Genomic DNA, 14,682 nt, shown 5'->3' on the forward strand with positions numbered 1-14,682 from the left:
CGGCCTTTGGATCAGAGCGGCGCGCAACCCAACTGCGATTGTCCGCCCGTTATGGGCGTGGCAGCGATATTTATTGGCGTGGGCGAGATCCGCGCCGGAAACAAAGAGAATTAATGGACTTTGATATGTTGGGGCTTCAGCCCCGTCTTGTGGCAAAACTTGCCGAACAGGGGATCACAGATCCCACCCCGATCCAGAAGAAAGCGATCCCCCATGCGATGGCGGGCCGCGATGTTATGGGGCTTGCGCAGACCGGCACGGGCAAAACCGCCGCCTTTGGTCTGCCTATTATTCATGTGCTGACCAAACTGGGTGTGAACCCAGAGCCGAAATCGGCGCATGGCCTTATTCTTGCGCCAACGCGCGAGTTGGCAAAACAGATTTCGGACAATCTGCGGGCCTATACCCAAGGGACGCATCTGAAGATTAACTTGGTCGTTGGCGGACAGTCGATCAATGCGCAGATTCAGCGGCTTGGGCGTGGCACCGATTTGCTGGTGGCAACACCGGGCCGGTTGATTGACCTGATTGATCGCAAGGCTGTGCGGCTTGACCAGACACGGTTCCTTGTTCTGGACGAAGCGGATCAGATGCTGGACATGGGCTTTATCCACGCGCTGCGTCGCATCGCGCCTTTGCTGCGTAAAGACCGTCAGACCATGCTGTTTTCGGCGACGATGCCGAAGATGATGGCCGAGTTGTCTCAGGCGTATCTGAAGGATCCTGTTCGGGTTGAAGCAGCCCCTCCGGGCAAGCCGATCGAGAAGATCACGCAAGGGCTGCACTACGTGCCGCAAGGCGACAAAACGCAGTTGCTGATCAAGTATCTTGAAGGGCACCGTGCCGAGATGGCGCTTGTATTCGCGCGTACCAAGCATGGCTCGGAGCGGTTGATGAAGGCGCTGGTTAAGGCTGGTTTCTCGGCCGGGTCTATCCACGGCAACAAAAGCCAGGGTCAGCGCGACCGGGCGATTAGCTCGTTCAAGGCTGGCGAATTGAAAGTTCTTGTGGCGACGGATGTTGCTGCACGGGGTCTTGATATTCCGGGCGTGCGTCACGTTTATAATTATGACCTGCCGAATGTGCCGGACAACTATGTCCACCGGATCGGACGCACGGCGCGGGCTGGTGCGACGGGGCGCGCGGTTGCGTTCTGCTCGGCCGAAGAGATGAAAGAATTGCGCGACATCGAAAAAACGATGAAGGCGACCATCCCGGTTATCGGTGGCACTGCTCCGGTTCCGGTGCGCGCTGCGAAGTCCGGCGGAAAGCCAGGCGGCAAGCCCGGTGGAAAGCACGGTGGGGCTCCGAAGGGCAATATGACGGGTGCGCAGCGCAGTCGTGCCCGGCGCAGTGGCGGCGGCAAGCGCAAGATGGCGGCTTGACGCAAACTGGCGGACCGCCTTTACGGGCGCGTCGCCGTGCGACTTCATGACGAAATTGGAAAGCCCGTGCTGAATAGCGCGGGCTTTTTTTTGTGCTTTTGGGGGCTGTTATGAAGTGTTTGGTTTTTGAACAATACTGGCATTGCGCCCGCGCATCGGCTCCCTCGCAAGAGAAAAATCAGAGGAAACGGTGCAACCGCGATCAGCACACTGAGAAGGTACGGCCAGAACCGATATAGCCCAGACACTCCTGCTAAAAATGCAAGGCCTCAGCCACCGCCCAGAATCGAATTTTCTGGCAAGTTCAACAACACTGCGAGACGGGCATACCGGCTTCGAGTAGCCTTTGGGCAAACCGACTTTTTAGCCTGGTTGCCATCAGTTCGGGGCGGTCTTGAGCGGGAGTGGATGCGATGTCAGCGACCCAGTCCGTCCCGCTCTTCAATCTCAAGCATGACGCAATCTGTGAAATGTAGCGAAGGGGACCAAAGCGACCGATGCGAAACGAGAGAATTAACGCCCCAACCATGCCAGCGGATAGGATTGGGGCTGCCTTCCCGCCAAATGAGAGCAGCAGCGCGAACCCGATCTCGACACCGGGCACGAGCGGGATTTCTGCAGCTAAACAAATATAAGAAGCGCTCCCATGACGATGCGATGGATCAATGGCTTGTTCATTGGCAGGGATGGCGAGGTCACGCAGAAGGTCGCCAGCCATCCACCCGACGGCAAGGAGGATGACATAAACTCCAATGACCCGCCTAAGCGCTCAAATGCGACTTAGAATCGATCGCATAGCGGATTTTCGGTGGGGTTCATGCCGTCCGATTTCTGGCGGACTTGGTGGAGCGCTGAGGGTCAAATTCTTCCATCGCCGCGCTCTGAAACGCAATCTCGCGACTAGATGTCCAGTCCCATTGCTTTCGCTCCAAGCGGATCAATCCTTCGATCAGGCCGCCTTCGCGAACGAACCCCTCAAATTCAAAGAGACCTCGGCTGTAGCTTTCAAGCACACCAAGAATGATGATGTCTTCGTCCGTCGTCTCTGAGCGGTACGCTCCGGGAAGGAACCCACATCGCGTGCAGATGTCTGACCAGAAATAGCCATCTTCGAAATGCAAACTATCGGCAAGATCCGGGGTCTCGAGCGGTCCGATCATCCCCTTGAAAACGCGCCCATCTAAAAGGCGGCCCGCTCATGCTTCGCTTGCGCACCAAAGACCCAAGATGAGCGCAAGCGCTGCGAGCGCTGCTCAAATTGAACACGATCTTCTCGGTGTTGTCCGGATGCGGCCTGCATCGATGAGTTGGACTTCGTGACAAGCATAAAAATTGCGATTGTACCCATCGTCTTAAAAGCCCGCTTCGGTGCGCGCGTTGCGGAAGAAATAAGGGCGCCCCTAGGGGCGCCCTTTCGTTTTTTCTCGAACCGCTGAGCCTTAGTTCAGGTCGGCGCTCCGTGCGGCTTCGATGTCGCCTTCAACCGAAGCAACAGTACCTGTCAGCGCTTCGAGGATCTGTGCGCCACCGTCGACGTTCTCTTCAAACCAGCTGAACACAGGTGTCGCGGCTTCTTTGAACGCGGCTTTCTCGACAGGTGTCGGCACGTAAAGGTCCCCGCCCCCTTCCTGGAATTCCGTGTAGGCAGCGATCGACTTACGCTTTGGCGAGGCAAATGTTGCCTGCTGCAGCTGGTAGAAGCCATCGACCACAACGCGCTTCATGTCGTCTGGCATGGACTGGAACTTTTCATTGTTCATGAACCACAGCGCGCCCATGTAGGCGTGACCGTCAAGCGTGACGAACTGCAGGCCAGCATCGGGGAACTTCATGCCCATGATGTCGGTGATGCCGTTCTTGGAGCCTTCGACAACGCCCGTCTGGAACGATGTGAACAGCTCGGGCCATGGGATCGGAGTAGGTGAGGCGCCAAGCGATTTCACCAGCTCCTGTGGAAGGTCGGCGACCACGGTGCGGATCTTGAGGCCTTCCATATCGGCGGGCATCGCAACACGGCGCTGCGTGTTCGCGAAGTTGCGCCAGCCACCAGTGTTACCGATGGTCATCAGGCGGATGGTGTCGCCGGAAGCTGCCAGCGTCATTTCCTTCATGGTTTTCATGAAGCCGGTGCTGTTTTCCAACACGCCTTCAGCCACGCGGTCGTCGGCCATCAGGTAGGGCAGGTCAAGAACCTGAACGAAGGGGAAGATGCCGGAAGCACCGCCCGAGGTCGAAATGTAGACGTCGATGTTGCCGTCAGCCACGCCCTGCAGGCATTCAGCGCCATTCGAGCAAAGCTGTGTGCCGATAAACATCTCGACTTCGATTGCGCCGTTCGAGGCTTGCTCTACGAAGTTTTTGAAAACGACAAGACCGTCATAGTCTTCGTCGTTCTCGTTTGAGTTGGCTGTTGCGCGGATTGTGAAATCCGCCGCGTTGGCCATGAACGCCGAACCGGCGATCATCGTTGCAGCGAGTGCCGCTGTTGTAAGACCCTTTAGCATGTATCTCTCCCTATTAGGTTGCTTTTGGTCATTGAACGAACCCGGTTAGTCTCGGGATCGTCATCGAAATGGCCGGGATGTAGGTGATCAGGAAGATCACCAATACCTCGACGGCGAGGAATGGCAGGATGGCCCGTGCGATGGTTTGCACCTTTTCCCCCGAAACGGAGGAGGCGACAAAGAGCACCAGACCCATAGGCGGGGTTGCCAACCCGACGGTAAGGTTCACCGACATGATGATTGCGAAGTGGACCGGGTGAACGCCCAAGTCGACGAATATCGGACCCAGGATCGGGCCGAGGATGATGATCGCGGGACCCGCATCAAGGAACATGCCGACGATGAACAGCAGGATGTTGATCAGGAACAGCAGGACCAGTGGGTTTTCCGACAGGCTTAGGACGTAATCCGCAAGGATTTGCGGAGCATACGAGAGCGAGACCACGGTTTTGAACGCCATCGCGCCCCCCACAAGGAGGAGTACCACAGCCGAGGTCATGGAAGAGCGGCTGAGCACGCCTGGCAGGTCGGCCAGCGTCATGGTTTTCAACACGAAGAAGGCGACGACGATCGCGTAGAACACGGCGACGGCTGCGGCCTCGGTTGGGGTGAAGACGCCCAGAAGGATACCTCCCAGGATCAGGATCGGTGTTTGCAGGGGCACGACCGCGCGTTTGGTGACCATGCGAAAGTCGCTGTGAATGCGGCCACGCATGTTCATCAGAAGAACGTGGGAGGCGAGAACAGCGACAAGGAAGGTGACAAGGACCACGATAGAAGATGGCTCTTCACCGCCTGCGATGCCCGTGGTGCCACGGAACAGCGCGAAGATCAGCCAGCCGATATTCAGGCGCAGAAGGACGAAGCTGGCCCAGTATTCGCGTTTTGTGAGGGTCATGCCTTTGCGCACGATGCGCTCTGCCTTTGGCAGATCATATTTGTTGGCCATCAGGCGCACGACAGCCATCAGACCAAGGCCGATCATGACGCCGGGGACGATGCCTGCAAGGAAGAGGGCGGCGACGCTTTCGCCCATAACATAGGCGTAGATTATCATGATGCCGGAGGGCGGGATGATCGGGCCGATGACGGATGAGGCGGCTGTAACGGCGGCGGCGAAGCGGCGGGTGTAACCCTGCTTTTCCATCGCCGGGATCAGCATGGAGCCCAGTGCCGATGTGTCAGCTACAGCAGAGCCGGAGAGGCCTGCAAACAGCATGGACGACAGGATGTTCACGTGGGCGAGGCCGCCCCGAAAATGGCCCATCAGGGCCTGTGAGAATTCGACAAGGCGTTCGGTAATGCCGCCTTTGTTCATAAGTTCGCCTGCCAGCATGAAGAACGGGATCGCCATCAGCGGGAAGCTGTCCATGCCATTGTAAACGTTTCGGTAAAGGAGCGTGAGTTCCTTTGTGGGATCGGCGGCCCCTTCAGCAGAGGCGCTAAGGAACAACAAGATTCCCGGAGCGGCAAGCAGGCCAAAGAACACCGGAAGACCGATCATAAGGAAGATGAGGAAGATGGGGAGGAACCAGATCAGCATGTTTTTTACTCCACCAGGGCTTCAGCATCGGAGGGGGTGAGGTCTCTGACCTCGCCTCCGAGGAGGGTGATAAGCGTGCGCAAAACCATTTCGATGTTGACGATCAACATGAACGACATGCCGAGAAAGAACGACAGCATCATCCAGGATCGTGGTACGCGACACCAAGGCCCACTGCCGACGCCTTTGGCGCCAAGCGCTTCGCAAAATCCGGAGCCGTTGCCGGGTACGAACAGCGAGGATGTGGCGAATTTTCCAGAGAAGCCGGTAACCTCGCCCCAGCCAATCTGAACGGCCATCACGAGGACGAACCCTGAGATAATGAGGAGGCAAAGGCTGAGTGCTGAGCCGATCGCTTTGGGCAGCGCTTCGATCAGCATGTCGATAGCGACGAACCCACCCTGTCGGTAGGCCAAAGGGGCCATGAAGCCGGTCATCCAGAGCATCATGAAGCGCGCAGCCTCATCTGGCCATGGCAGGGCGTTGTTCAAAGCGTAGCGGAAGAAGACTTGGATAAGGATCGCAAGTACCATCAATGCGATGGCGACGAGCGATATGGCACGTCCAATTCTCAGAACGTAGTCGTTCCAAGTCTGAAAGGGCCAAAGCAGCCCATGTAAAAACGCCATGGCGTTTATCCTCCCTAGTGGCCCCTATTTTTTGTTTTTTGGGGCCTGTCGTGCGACTTACTGTCGGTTCTTAATCGGTATCTGTAAAGCGTCCATATGATCCTTTTGAGAACACAAGGGGTGCGCCTTGGGTCATTTCTGCTTGGGTCACTTCGCCGACGATGATCACGTGATCGCCGCCGTCATGGATGGCGTGGCGCGTGCATTCAAATCGGGCAAGACAGCCGTCGATCAGTGGTACGCCGTGGGTGCCGGGCACCCATGCGACGCCATCAAAAGCGGCGCCGTCGCGGGCAAAGGTCTGGCACAGGGCGGCTTGGTCGGCTGTCAGCACGTGGATGGCGTAGTGGGTTGCGGCATTGAACGCTGGGAACCGGCGAGAGGTTTTGGCCGGCGACCACAAGACAAGGGCCGGATCAAGCGAGAGCGACGAAAAGCTGTTTGCTGCGATCGCAAGGGGGCCGTCTTCTGTCTTGCAGGTGATGATTGTGACGCCGGTTGCAAAACAGCCCAAAGCATCGCGAAATGCGCGCGCCGTGTCGGGGCCGGGGGTGAAGGCGGTCATTGGGGGAATGCCTCCGTCAGCCATGTCATGGGACCTCGTGTCCGACGGCGGCTGAGTAAAGCTCGAACCATGTTTCGCGCTCCATTGGCACCTTTGTGGCGTCCGACAGTTTCTTGATGCGGTTGATATTGTTGGTGCCCATCACCGGCAGGATGCCTGATGGATGGGCCAGCAGCCACGCGGTTGCCACCGCAGCGGCATCGGTTCCGGTATCATTCGCAATGCGGCTCAAAACAGTCTGCACAACGCCGTCGCCGGACATCAGGCCTCCGCCGCCAAGCGGTGACCATGCCATCGGAGCGATCTCGTTTTCCTGCAGGAAGGCGAGGTCGCCGTTGGTGAAAGCGTCAAAGCACGACAGGCTAAGCTCGATTTGATTGACGACCAGATCGTTGTCCATTGCGGACTGCAAGAGCGAGAAATCCCACGGGCGGAAGTTCGACACACCCACCGCGCGGATTTTGCCGCTTTCGACAAGCCTATCAAGCGCTTCGCCGGTCTCGTGGTGATCCATGAAAGGGTCTTGGCGGTGGATCAGCAAAAGATCGAGGTGGTCGGTGTGCATCAGCTTCAGCGAGCATTCGACCTGCGCGTTGATGTGCTTGGCCGTGGTGTCGTAGTGCTTGACGCGCGCGTTCGGGAAGGCGCCGCAGGGTACCACGATATCGGTCTTCGAGATCAGTTCGATCTTGTCGCGCAAGGATGAGGATTTCAACGCGCCGCCGAAGAGGCTTTCGGATTTATAGAGGCCATAGATGTCGGCCTGATCGATGGTGGTGATGCCTTGCTCAAGACAGGCCTCAACCTTGGCTTCGATGTGGGCGGGCGAGGTGTCGTCGGCTTCGTCCAGCCGCCACATGCCATAGACAATGCGGGACAAGCTGAGGTCTTCGGTAAGGGTAACGCGATCCATTATTTTCTTTCTCCGACGCCGAGAGGCGTGGCGGGGGTTGAGGCGGGCACGCGGCCGTAAGCCTCTGGCAGGGAAACAGTCTTTAGTTCGGGGAGGACGCGTTTACCAAAGTGAACGCACTCGTCGATGTGGGGGTAGCCCGAGAAGATGAAGGCCCGGATGCCCATCTCCTGGTATTCTTCTATTTTCGACAAAACCTGATCGGTCGAACCAACAAGAGCCGCGCCGCAGCCCGAGCGCGCGCGGCCAACGCCGGTCCACATATTGGGTTCGACGTAGCCGAATTTGTCGGCCAGTTCGCGAGCTTTGGCCTGATGGGCGACGCCAAGCGAGATGGAATCGTGAGCGCGATCGCGGATCAGTTTGCCGTAGTCGTCGTCAAGCTTGCTGACGAGGTGTTCGGCGTATTCTTTGGCCTCGGCTTCGGTATCGCGCACGATCATATGGACGCGCAAACCGTAGTCCAGTGTGCGGCCGTATTTCTCGGCGACGGCGTTCACGTCGCGCATGCGTTGAGCCAGTTGTTCTTTGGGTTCCGGCCACATCAAGTAGACGTCGCAGTGTTGTCCACACAGATCGAGTGCGGACGGGGAGTAGCCGCCGAAGTACATCAACGGGCCGCCGTTTTGTTGGTACGGCTTGGCCGGTCCGGTCGGGACGTTCTGGAAGTTATAGACTTCGCCTTCGTAGTTAATTTCGTCTTGTGTCCAGGCCTGCCGCAGGATTTCGACGACCTCGCGGGAGCGTTGATACCGAAGGCGGCTTTCGGCAACTTCACCGGGGAAATCCGAGGAAATGATGTTGATCGTCAAACGACCCTTCATCATGTGATCGAGCGTCGCGATGGTGCGCGCAAGCATGATGGGTTGCATCTCTCCGCAGCGGACGGCGGCGAGCATATTGATCTTTTCCGTAAGCGGTGCGCAGCCCGCCACGAAGCTGAGGGTGTCTTGCCCGACCTGATAGGACGACGGCGCAAGAATATTGCGGAACCCTTGCTTTTCGGCCTCAAGAACGATGTCGCGGCAGTGTTCCCAAGACGAGCGAAGCGACCCATCTGGGACGCCAAGGTAGGCGTAATCATCTGAACATAAAGCGGAAAACCAGCTGACTTCGGCGGCGTCAAGATCTGCAGAGGTCACGGGAACGATGGTCATGCGAATCTTCTCCGAAGCATTATTTTAACCTTGCGTAGCATTCGCATTGATATACATCAATAGTGTATCAATTCTTAGATTGGCCGTTCTGGTGCCCGAGTCTTCTGCGCTGCCGAAGTATCTTCAGACTGCCGAGTTGCTGATCCGTGAGATTGCAGCCGGGCGTCTGGCTGATGGTGCGCGCCTGCCACCCGAGCGCGATATGGCGGGCGAGATGGATGTGTCGGTTGGCACGCTGCGTAAGGCGCTTAATGACCTTGCAGACAAGGGGCTTTTGGACCGCATTCAAGGGTCAGGCAATTACGTACGCCACCGGGCGGACGCCGCTGGCATTTACGCGTTCTTTCGCCTGGAGTTGATCGAGGGGGGCGGGTTGCCGACGGCTGACCTCCTGAGCGTTGATCGCTTGGAAAAGCCATCTGATTTGCCGGCATTCGGAGCTTCAAGCGAAGGTCACCGGATACGGCGCTTGCGGCGATTGTCGGGGCGTCCGGCGGCATTGGAAGAGATTTGGCTTGATGTGGCCTGGGCGGAAACGATGCGGCGCGAAGACCTACTGGACAGTCTTTACTATTATTACCGGACGCGGTTGGGCCTGTGGATTGCGCGGGCCGAGGACCGGATCGGAGTTGATGGCGTGCCGGATTGGGCTGTTAAAAACTTTGATCCTGCCCCGGGCACTCCGGCTGGATTTATCGAGAGATGGGGTCGCACGAACGAAGGCGCCATCGCTGAATTTTCGCGCACGTGGTTTGATCCCACGGTGGCGCGGTACATCGCGCGGATGAGGTAGTGAGACGCATGGAACGTATCATTAATTATGGTGTGATTGGCTGTGGCATGATGGGGCAGGAACACCTGCGCAATATTGCCTTGTTGCCGGGCGCGCGGGTCGCTGCGATTTTCGAGCCCGACCGCTATATGGCGGACGCCGCGAAGGCGATTGCGCCGAATGCCAAATTGGTCGGCTCGATTGCAGATTTGTTGGCGGTGCCGGAAATCGACTGTCTTTTGGTGGTCTCGCCGAACCACATGCACGTGCCGCAATTTGAAGAAATTGCAGCGACGCGGCCTTTGCCGTTGTTGATCGAAAAGCCGCTTTACACTGACCCCTCGCAGGCTGCTCGGATCACGGCTTTAGAGAGTAGCTACGCGGCCGCCGTCTGGGTGGCGATGGAATATCGCTATATGCCACCCATCCAGACGCTGATTGCAGAAGTCGAAGCGGCGACGGGTGGCCCAACGATGTTAACCATTCGCGAGCACCGCTTTCCGTTCCTGCCGAAGGTTGGCGACTGGAACCGTTTCAATCGCTACACGGGCGGAACATTGGTTGAAAAGTGCTGTCACTTCTTTGATTTGATGCGATTAATTCTCAAATCCGAACCGGTCAGGATTGTCGCAAGCGCGGGGCAGGACGTTAATCATAAAGATGAGGTTTACGCTGGTGAGACGCCCGATATCTGGGATGGCGCCTATGTGATCGTTGAATTTGCGTCAGGCGCACGCGCGATGTTGGAGCTTTGTATGTACGCCGAAGGGTCGCGCTATCAGGAAGAGATTTCCGTTGTCGGGCCAGCGGGCAAGATCGAAGCTTTTGTTCCGGGACCGGGACGGTTTTGGCCGACGCACCTGGGCACGCCTCCTGTGCCGCAGGTAATTGTGTCTCCGCGCAGTCCGAAAGGGCCGCTAGTTGTTGAAATCCCTGTCGATCCCACGATCCTGGAAGCAGGTGATCACAACGGTTCTACGTTCTATCAGCACGCGCGTTTTCTTGATCTTGTGCGTGAAGGTGGCGCGCCAGACGTTTCGCTTCGCGATGGGGCGCAAGCCGTTGCGATGGGCCACGCGGCGCAAGATGCGGCCCGTGGGGGTGGTGCGATTATGTTGCAGGACCCAAATGTCGTGAGCGACACGGCAGTGTCGCAAGAAGGCGCGATGGGCTGAAGGCAGATTTGCACACTTCACTGCAAGAGCCTTGGAGTGGAGCCATGACGTTCAGAGATTTAAGCGCGGTTTTGCAGCCCATCGCCGAGGCGAATGGGTTGCCGAATGTGTTCTATACCTCGGATGCGATTTATGCCGAAGAGCGTGAGGCGCTTTGGTTTTCGTCCTGGGCGGGCATCTGCGTCGCTGCCGATGTGCCCGAGCCGGGGGACGCATGCCCGATAGATTTCCTTGGTGTGCCGTTGTTTTTGTTGCATGGGAAAGACGGTAAGATCCGGGTTTTCCAGAATATTTGCCGTCACCGCGGAATGATCCTTGTGACAGAGCCACGCCAGATCGCAGGCGCGATCCGATGTCCGTACCATTCGTGGTGCTACAATCATCAAGGTGGCCTTGTCGCGACGCCGCATGTCGGTGGGCCTGGACAGAATACGCATCCCGACATCAAGCGCGATGAACTTGGGCTTATTGAAGTGCGCGCACATATCTGGCTTGGCGTGGTCTATGTTAACCTTTCGGGGGATGCGCCTGCGTTTACCGACCTTCACGCTGATCTGATTGAGCGATGGGCTGAGTTTGATGTGCCGCTTTATCACGGCGGGGCGGACAGCACGTTTACACTTGAATGTCGGACAAACTGGAAGCTTGCGATTGAGAATTATTGCGAGAGCTATCATCTGCCGTGGGTACATCCGGGATTGAACAGCTATTCGCGGCTTGAAGATCATTACAACATTGAAGCTCCTGGAAAATTCTCGGGGCAGGGGACGGAAGTTTACCGGCAGATCGAAGGCGAAGCGGGCGCGAAATTTCCTGATTTCCCAAATCTGTCGGACAAATGGGACACCGGCGGCGAGTACATTACGGTGACCCCGAATGTGATGCTTGGTGTGCAGCGCGATCATGTGTTTGCGATTATCCTGGAGCCAAAGGGGCCCAGGTTAACGCGTGAACATATCCACTTGTTCTACGCGTCACCCGACACGTCCGAAGAGTTGCGACTTCAGAACGCTGACCAATGGCAGGTGGTTTTTGTCGAGGACATTGGTGTTGTGGAAGGGATGCAGGCGGCACGCGGAGCGCCGGGGTTTGATGGCGGGCGGTTTTCGCCCGCGATGGACGGGCCGACCCATATTTTCCATCGATGGGTGGCGGACAAAATGATGCACACCCCGCCCGACGCGGAAAAAGGGCTTATGTGAGCGCGACAGAATCTTCGATGGACGTTCTCGAAGTGCGTCTTCTTGCGGCCCATGATACGGGGGATGTGGCGACACTTGTGATGTTGTATTTAGAGGCCGCAGATCGTGCAGCGTCTGGGCATCACATTGAAAAGGAATGCTTTTTCCTTACACATGCTTGGATTTTTGCACTGGAGATTGGGGATCCATTGGCCGACATATTGAGGGCGCGGTTGGCGCGAAATGGCCGGGTTTAAAGGGACGGGAGAGCGGCTGACATGAAATCTCAAGCCAGGGTTGTTGTGATTGGTGGCGGCGTTGTCGGATGTTCAGTGTTGTACCATCTCACCAAGCTGGGTTGGTCGGATGTGATGTTGATTGAGCGGTCGGAATTGACCAGCGGATCAACCTGGCATGCCGCAGGCGGGTTTCACACGCTTAACGGTGACACCAACATGGCCGCGCTTCAGGGCTATACGATCCGTCTTTATCGCGAGTTGGAGGAACTGACGGGGCTGTCATGCGGCCTGCATCATGTGGGCGGCATAACGCTTGCTGATACCCCGGAACGACTTGATATGCTGAAGGCCGAACGGGCGAAGCACCGGTATATGGGGCTTGAAACAGAGATTCTTTCGCCAAGCGAAATCAAGGAGATGGCAGAGCTTGTAAATGTGGAAGGCGTTCTTGGCGGGCTATATGATCCGCTGGATGGTCATCTCGATCCGTCCGGAACGACGCATGCATTTGCGCGTGCTGCGCGGATGGCTGGCGCCGAAATTGTGACCCATACCCGCGTGTTAAAAACCAATGCGCGTGCCGACGGCGGATGGGACGTGGTGACGGAGAAGGGGACTGTCGTTGCCGAGCATGTTGTGAATGCTGGGGGGCTTTGGGCACGCGAGGTCGGCGCGATGGCGGGCGTGTATTTGCCATTGATGCCAATGGCGCATCAATATTTGGTAACGGAAGATATTCCGGAAATTTATGAGCGCGCTTCGGAGTTTCCACATGTTATGGATCCGGGCGGAGAGAGTTATCTGCGTCAAGAAGGGCGTGGGTTATGCATCGGTTTTTATGAACAAAAATGCGAGCCTTGGGCCGTCGATGGCACGCCGTGGGCGTTCGGACATGAGTTGCTGAATGACGCGTTCGAGAAAATTGAGGACAGTGTTAACTTTGCCTATCGACGGTTTCCGGTCCTAGAACGCGCCGGTGTAAAGAGCGTCATTCATGGACCGTTCACTTTCGCGCCCGACGGCAATCCCTTGGTTGGGCCGGTTCCTGGCCTGCGAAACTATTGGACGGCTTGCGCTGTGATGGCGGGGTTTAGTCAAGGCGGCGGGGTCGGGCTTAGTCTTGCTCAATGGATGATTGAAGGCGAAACTGAGCGCGATCCTCGTGCGATGGATGTGGCGCGCTTTGGGCATTGGACGACGCCCGCCTATACTTTGCCGAAAGTCGTTGAAAACTATCAACGCCGCTTTTCCGTAAGTTATCCGAACGAAGAACTTCCGGCTTCGAGACCATTCCGGCGCACACCGATGTACGATGTTTGGGATCGGATGAATGCCGTTTTTGGTGAGACTTACGGGCTTGAAGTTCCAAATTATTTCGCAAGCGAAGGCGAGCCAAGGTACGAAACCCCAAGTTTTCGTCGCTCGAACGCCTGGGAGGCGGTACGGGCGGAAGTGCATGCGGTGCGGAAGATGGTTGGGATCAATGAAGTTCACAACTTTAGCAAGTTTTCGGTATCGGGACCCAATGCAAGAAATTGGCTCGACCAGATCATGGCCGGGCGCATCCCCAAACCTGGACGACTTTCGCTATCGCCGATGTTGTCACCAAAGGGGCGTCTTTTCGGGGATTTTACGATCTCTTGTCATAACGACAACGCGTTTCAGCTCACGGCAAGCTATGGCAGTCAGGATTTTCACCATCGCTGGTTCGAGAAGCATACTCAAAAAGGTGTTTCGGTTCAGAACGTTTCTGATCAAGTAACTGGTTTTCAGATTTCAGGGCCAAATGCGCGTGCGCTGTTGCAAAAGGTCACATCGCAGGACGTGTCGTCGGAAGCCTTTCGATTTTTGGATGTGAAGTCTTTGATTGTTGGACTTTCGAAGTGTCGCGTTCAACGGGTGAGCTATACCGGCGATCTTGGGTACGAGATCTATTGCGATTTGATGAGCCAGAGGCAACTTTTCGATAGTTTGTGGGAGGCGGGTCAATCCTTGGGCCTACGACCTTTTGGCATGCGAGCCATGATGTCTTTGAGGTTAGATCGGTTTTTCGGATCTTGGCAGCGCGAGTACTCTCCGGACTATACGGCGGCCGAGACGGGATTGGATCGTTTCATTCATTTTCAAAAAGATGCCGACTTTATTGGAAGGAAAGCGGCGGAAGCTGAACGGGTCTCAAAACCGGCGCGAGAGCTTTGTGCGTTTGAGGTGGATGCTTGCGATAGCGATGTTGTCGGCTATGAGCCTATTTGGCACGAAGCGACTGTGGTTGGGTTTTGTACCTCTGGTGGCTATTCGCATTGGTTGGATAAATCGATTGCGCTTGGATTTCTTCCTCGGGATCGGCTTTTCGAAGTTACTGATTTTGAGATCGAGATTCTTGGAGAGCGGCGGCGGGCCCGGCGGCTGAATGATCCATTATTCGATCCTGAAGGCCTGCGTTTACGTCAGTGAGCCAGGCTCAAACCGGCAATCACCCGCTCCGAATTTTCGACTGATTCGAAACTCGTTGTGATCAACAGCGCAAGTGGACAACAGCGTCAACATCGCGTCGGGGACCTCAAGCAACCCGACGTCGCGGGGCGCTGCAATCTACGCAACCGATACGATCAACGTCGC

Annotated in this window: 13 protein-coding genes; 6 read left to right on the forward strand and 7 right to left on the reverse strand. The window is 56.7% G+C overall.

Features of this window, described 5'->3' with window-relative positions:
* The first annotated feature begins 113 nt into the window (after nucleotides 1-113).
* Nucleotides 114-1,385, forward strand: coding sequence for a DEAD/DEAH box helicase (locus tag Q1B15_RS21670; protein WP_299757968.1), 1,272 nt, complete (start codon nucleotides 114-116; stop codon nucleotides 1,383-1,385).
* A gap of 815 nt (nucleotides 1,386-2,200) precedes the next feature.
* On the opposite strand, the gene Q1B15_RS21675 is transcribed toward Q1B15_RS21670, so the two are convergent.
* The 7 genes from Q1B15_RS21675 to Q1B15_RS21705 all read right to left on the reverse strand — a co-directional run bounded on the left by Q1B15_RS21675 (nucleotide 2,201) and on the right by Q1B15_RS21705 (nucleotide 8,696).
* Nucleotides 2,201-2,545, reverse strand: coding sequence for a hypothetical protein (locus Q1B15_RS21675; protein ID WP_299757970.1), 345 nt, complete (start codon nucleotides 2,543-2,545; stop codon nucleotides 2,201-2,203).
* Between the two features lie 279 nt (nucleotides 2,546-2,824).
* Nucleotides 2,825-3,889: a TRAP transporter substrate-binding protein DctP gene (gene dctP / locus Q1B15_RS21680; RefSeq protein WP_299757972.1), complete on the reverse strand. Its 1,065-nt coding sequence runs from the start codon at nucleotides 3,887-3,889 to the stop codon at nucleotides 2,825-2,827.
* 28 nt (nucleotides 3,890-3,917) lie between these two features.
* Nucleotides 3,918-5,432: a TRAP transporter large permease gene (locus tag Q1B15_RS21685; protein ID WP_299757974.1), complete on the reverse strand. Its 1,515-nt coding sequence runs from the start codon at nucleotides 5,430-5,432 to the stop codon at nucleotides 3,918-3,920.
* Between the two features lie 5 nt (nucleotides 5,433-5,437).
* A complete protein-coding gene (locus Q1B15_RS21690) occupies nucleotides 5,438-6,061 on the reverse strand; it encodes a TRAP transporter small permease subunit (RefSeq protein WP_299757976.1) in 624 nt (207 codons plus the stop codon).
* Nucleotides 6,062-6,131: 70 nt separating this feature from the next.
* Nucleotides 6,132-6,626, reverse strand: coding sequence for a flavin reductase family protein (locus tag Q1B15_RS21695; protein ID WP_299757979.1), 495 nt, complete (start codon nucleotides 6,624-6,626; stop codon nucleotides 6,132-6,134).
* Nucleotides 6,627-6,651: 25 nt separating this feature from the next.
* Nucleotides 6,652-7,539, reverse strand: a complete 888-nt coding sequence (locus Q1B15_RS21700) for an aldo/keto reductase (RefSeq protein WP_299757981.1) — start codon at nucleotides 7,537-7,539, stop codon at nucleotides 6,652-6,654.
* Entirely contained in the window at nucleotides 7,539-8,696 is a 1,158-nt protein-coding gene (locus tag Q1B15_RS21705) for an LLM class flavin-dependent oxidoreductase (RefSeq protein WP_299757983.1), read from the reverse strand. Before Q1B15_RS21705 ends, Q1B15_RS21700 begins: the two co-directional genes overlap by 1 nt.
* 91 nt (nucleotides 8,697-8,787) lie before the next feature.
* Here Q1B15_RS21705 and Q1B15_RS21710 point away from each other — a divergent pair, with 91 nt between their 5' ends.
* The 5 genes from Q1B15_RS21710 to Q1B15_RS21730 are packed head-to-tail and all read left to right on the forward strand — an operon-like array spanning nucleotide 8,788 to nucleotide 14,517.
* On the forward strand, nucleotides 8,788-9,489 hold the full coding sequence (locus tag Q1B15_RS21710) for a GntR family transcriptional regulator (RefSeq protein ID WP_299757985.1): 702 nt from the start codon (nucleotides 8,788-8,790) through the stop codon (nucleotides 9,487-9,489).
* A gap of 8 nt (nucleotides 9,490-9,497) precedes the next feature.
* Entirely contained in the window at nucleotides 9,498-10,643 is a 1,146-nt protein-coding gene (locus Q1B15_RS21715) for a Gfo/Idh/MocA family oxidoreductase (RefSeq protein WP_299757987.1), read from the forward strand.
* Nucleotides 10,644-10,687: 44 nt separating this feature from the next.
* Entirely contained in the window at nucleotides 10,688-11,845 is a 1,158-nt protein-coding gene (locus tag Q1B15_RS21720) for an aromatic ring-hydroxylating dioxygenase subunit alpha (RefSeq protein WP_299757990.1), read from the forward strand.
* Nucleotides 11,842-12,081 (forward strand): hypothetical protein, encoded by a 240-nt coding sequence (locus tag Q1B15_RS21725; RefSeq protein WP_299757992.1) that lies wholly within the window; start codon nucleotides 11,842-11,844, stop codon nucleotides 12,079-12,081. Before Q1B15_RS21720 ends, Q1B15_RS21725 begins: the two co-directional genes overlap by 4 nt.
* A gap of 21 nt (nucleotides 12,082-12,102) precedes the next feature.
* Complete coding sequence (locus tag Q1B15_RS21730) at nucleotides 12,103-14,517, forward strand: FAD-dependent oxidoreductase (protein ID WP_299757994.1); 2,415 nt, start codon at nucleotides 12,103-12,105, stop codon at nucleotides 14,515-14,517.
* Nucleotides 14,518-14,682 lie beyond the last annotated feature (165 nt).

Source organism: uncultured Boseongicola sp. (assembly GCF_937988555.1).
GTDB lineage: Bacteria > Pseudomonadota > Alphaproteobacteria > Rhodobacterales > Rhodobacteraceae > Boseongicola.

Coding starts and splice junctions, on each gene's coding strand:
- Q1B15_RS21670 (WP_299757968.1), top strand. CDS start 114: ATGGACTTTGATATGTTGGGGCTTCAGCCCCGTCTTGTGGCAAAACTT.
- Q1B15_RS21675 (WP_299757970.1), bottom strand. CDS start 2,545: ATGATCGGACCGCTCGAGACCCCGGATCTTGCCGATAGTTTGCATTTC.
- dctP (WP_299757972.1), bottom strand. CDS start 3,889: ATGCTAAAGGGTCTTACAACAGCGGCACTCGCTGCAACGATGATCGCC.
- Q1B15_RS21685 (WP_299757974.1), bottom strand. CDS start 5,432: ATGCTGATCTGGTTCCTCCCCATCTTCCTCATCTTCCTTATGATCGGT.
- Q1B15_RS21690 (WP_299757976.1), bottom strand. CDS start 6,061: ATGGCGTTTTTACATGGGCTGCTTTGGCCCTTTCAGACTTGGAACGAC.
- Q1B15_RS21695 (WP_299757979.1), bottom strand. CDS start 6,626: ATGACCGCCTTCACCCCCGGCCCCGACACGGCGCGCGCATTTCGCGAT.
- Q1B15_RS21700 (WP_299757981.1), bottom strand. CDS start 7,539: ATGGATCGCGTTACCCTTACCGAAGACCTCAGCTTGTCCCGCATTGTC.
- Q1B15_RS21705 (WP_299757983.1), bottom strand. CDS start 8,696: ATGACCATCGTTCCCGTGACCTCTGCAGATCTTGACGCCGCCGAAGTC.
- Q1B15_RS21715 (WP_299757987.1), top strand. CDS start 9,498: ATGGAACGTATCATTAATTATGGTGTGATTGGCTGTGGCATGATGGGG.
- Q1B15_RS21720 (WP_299757990.1), top strand. CDS start 10,688: ATGACGTTCAGAGATTTAAGCGCGGTTTTGCAGCCCATCGCCGAGGCG.
- Q1B15_RS21730 (WP_299757994.1), top strand. CDS start 12,103: ATGAAATCTCAAGCCAGGGTTGTTGTGATTGGTGGCGGCGTTGTCGGA.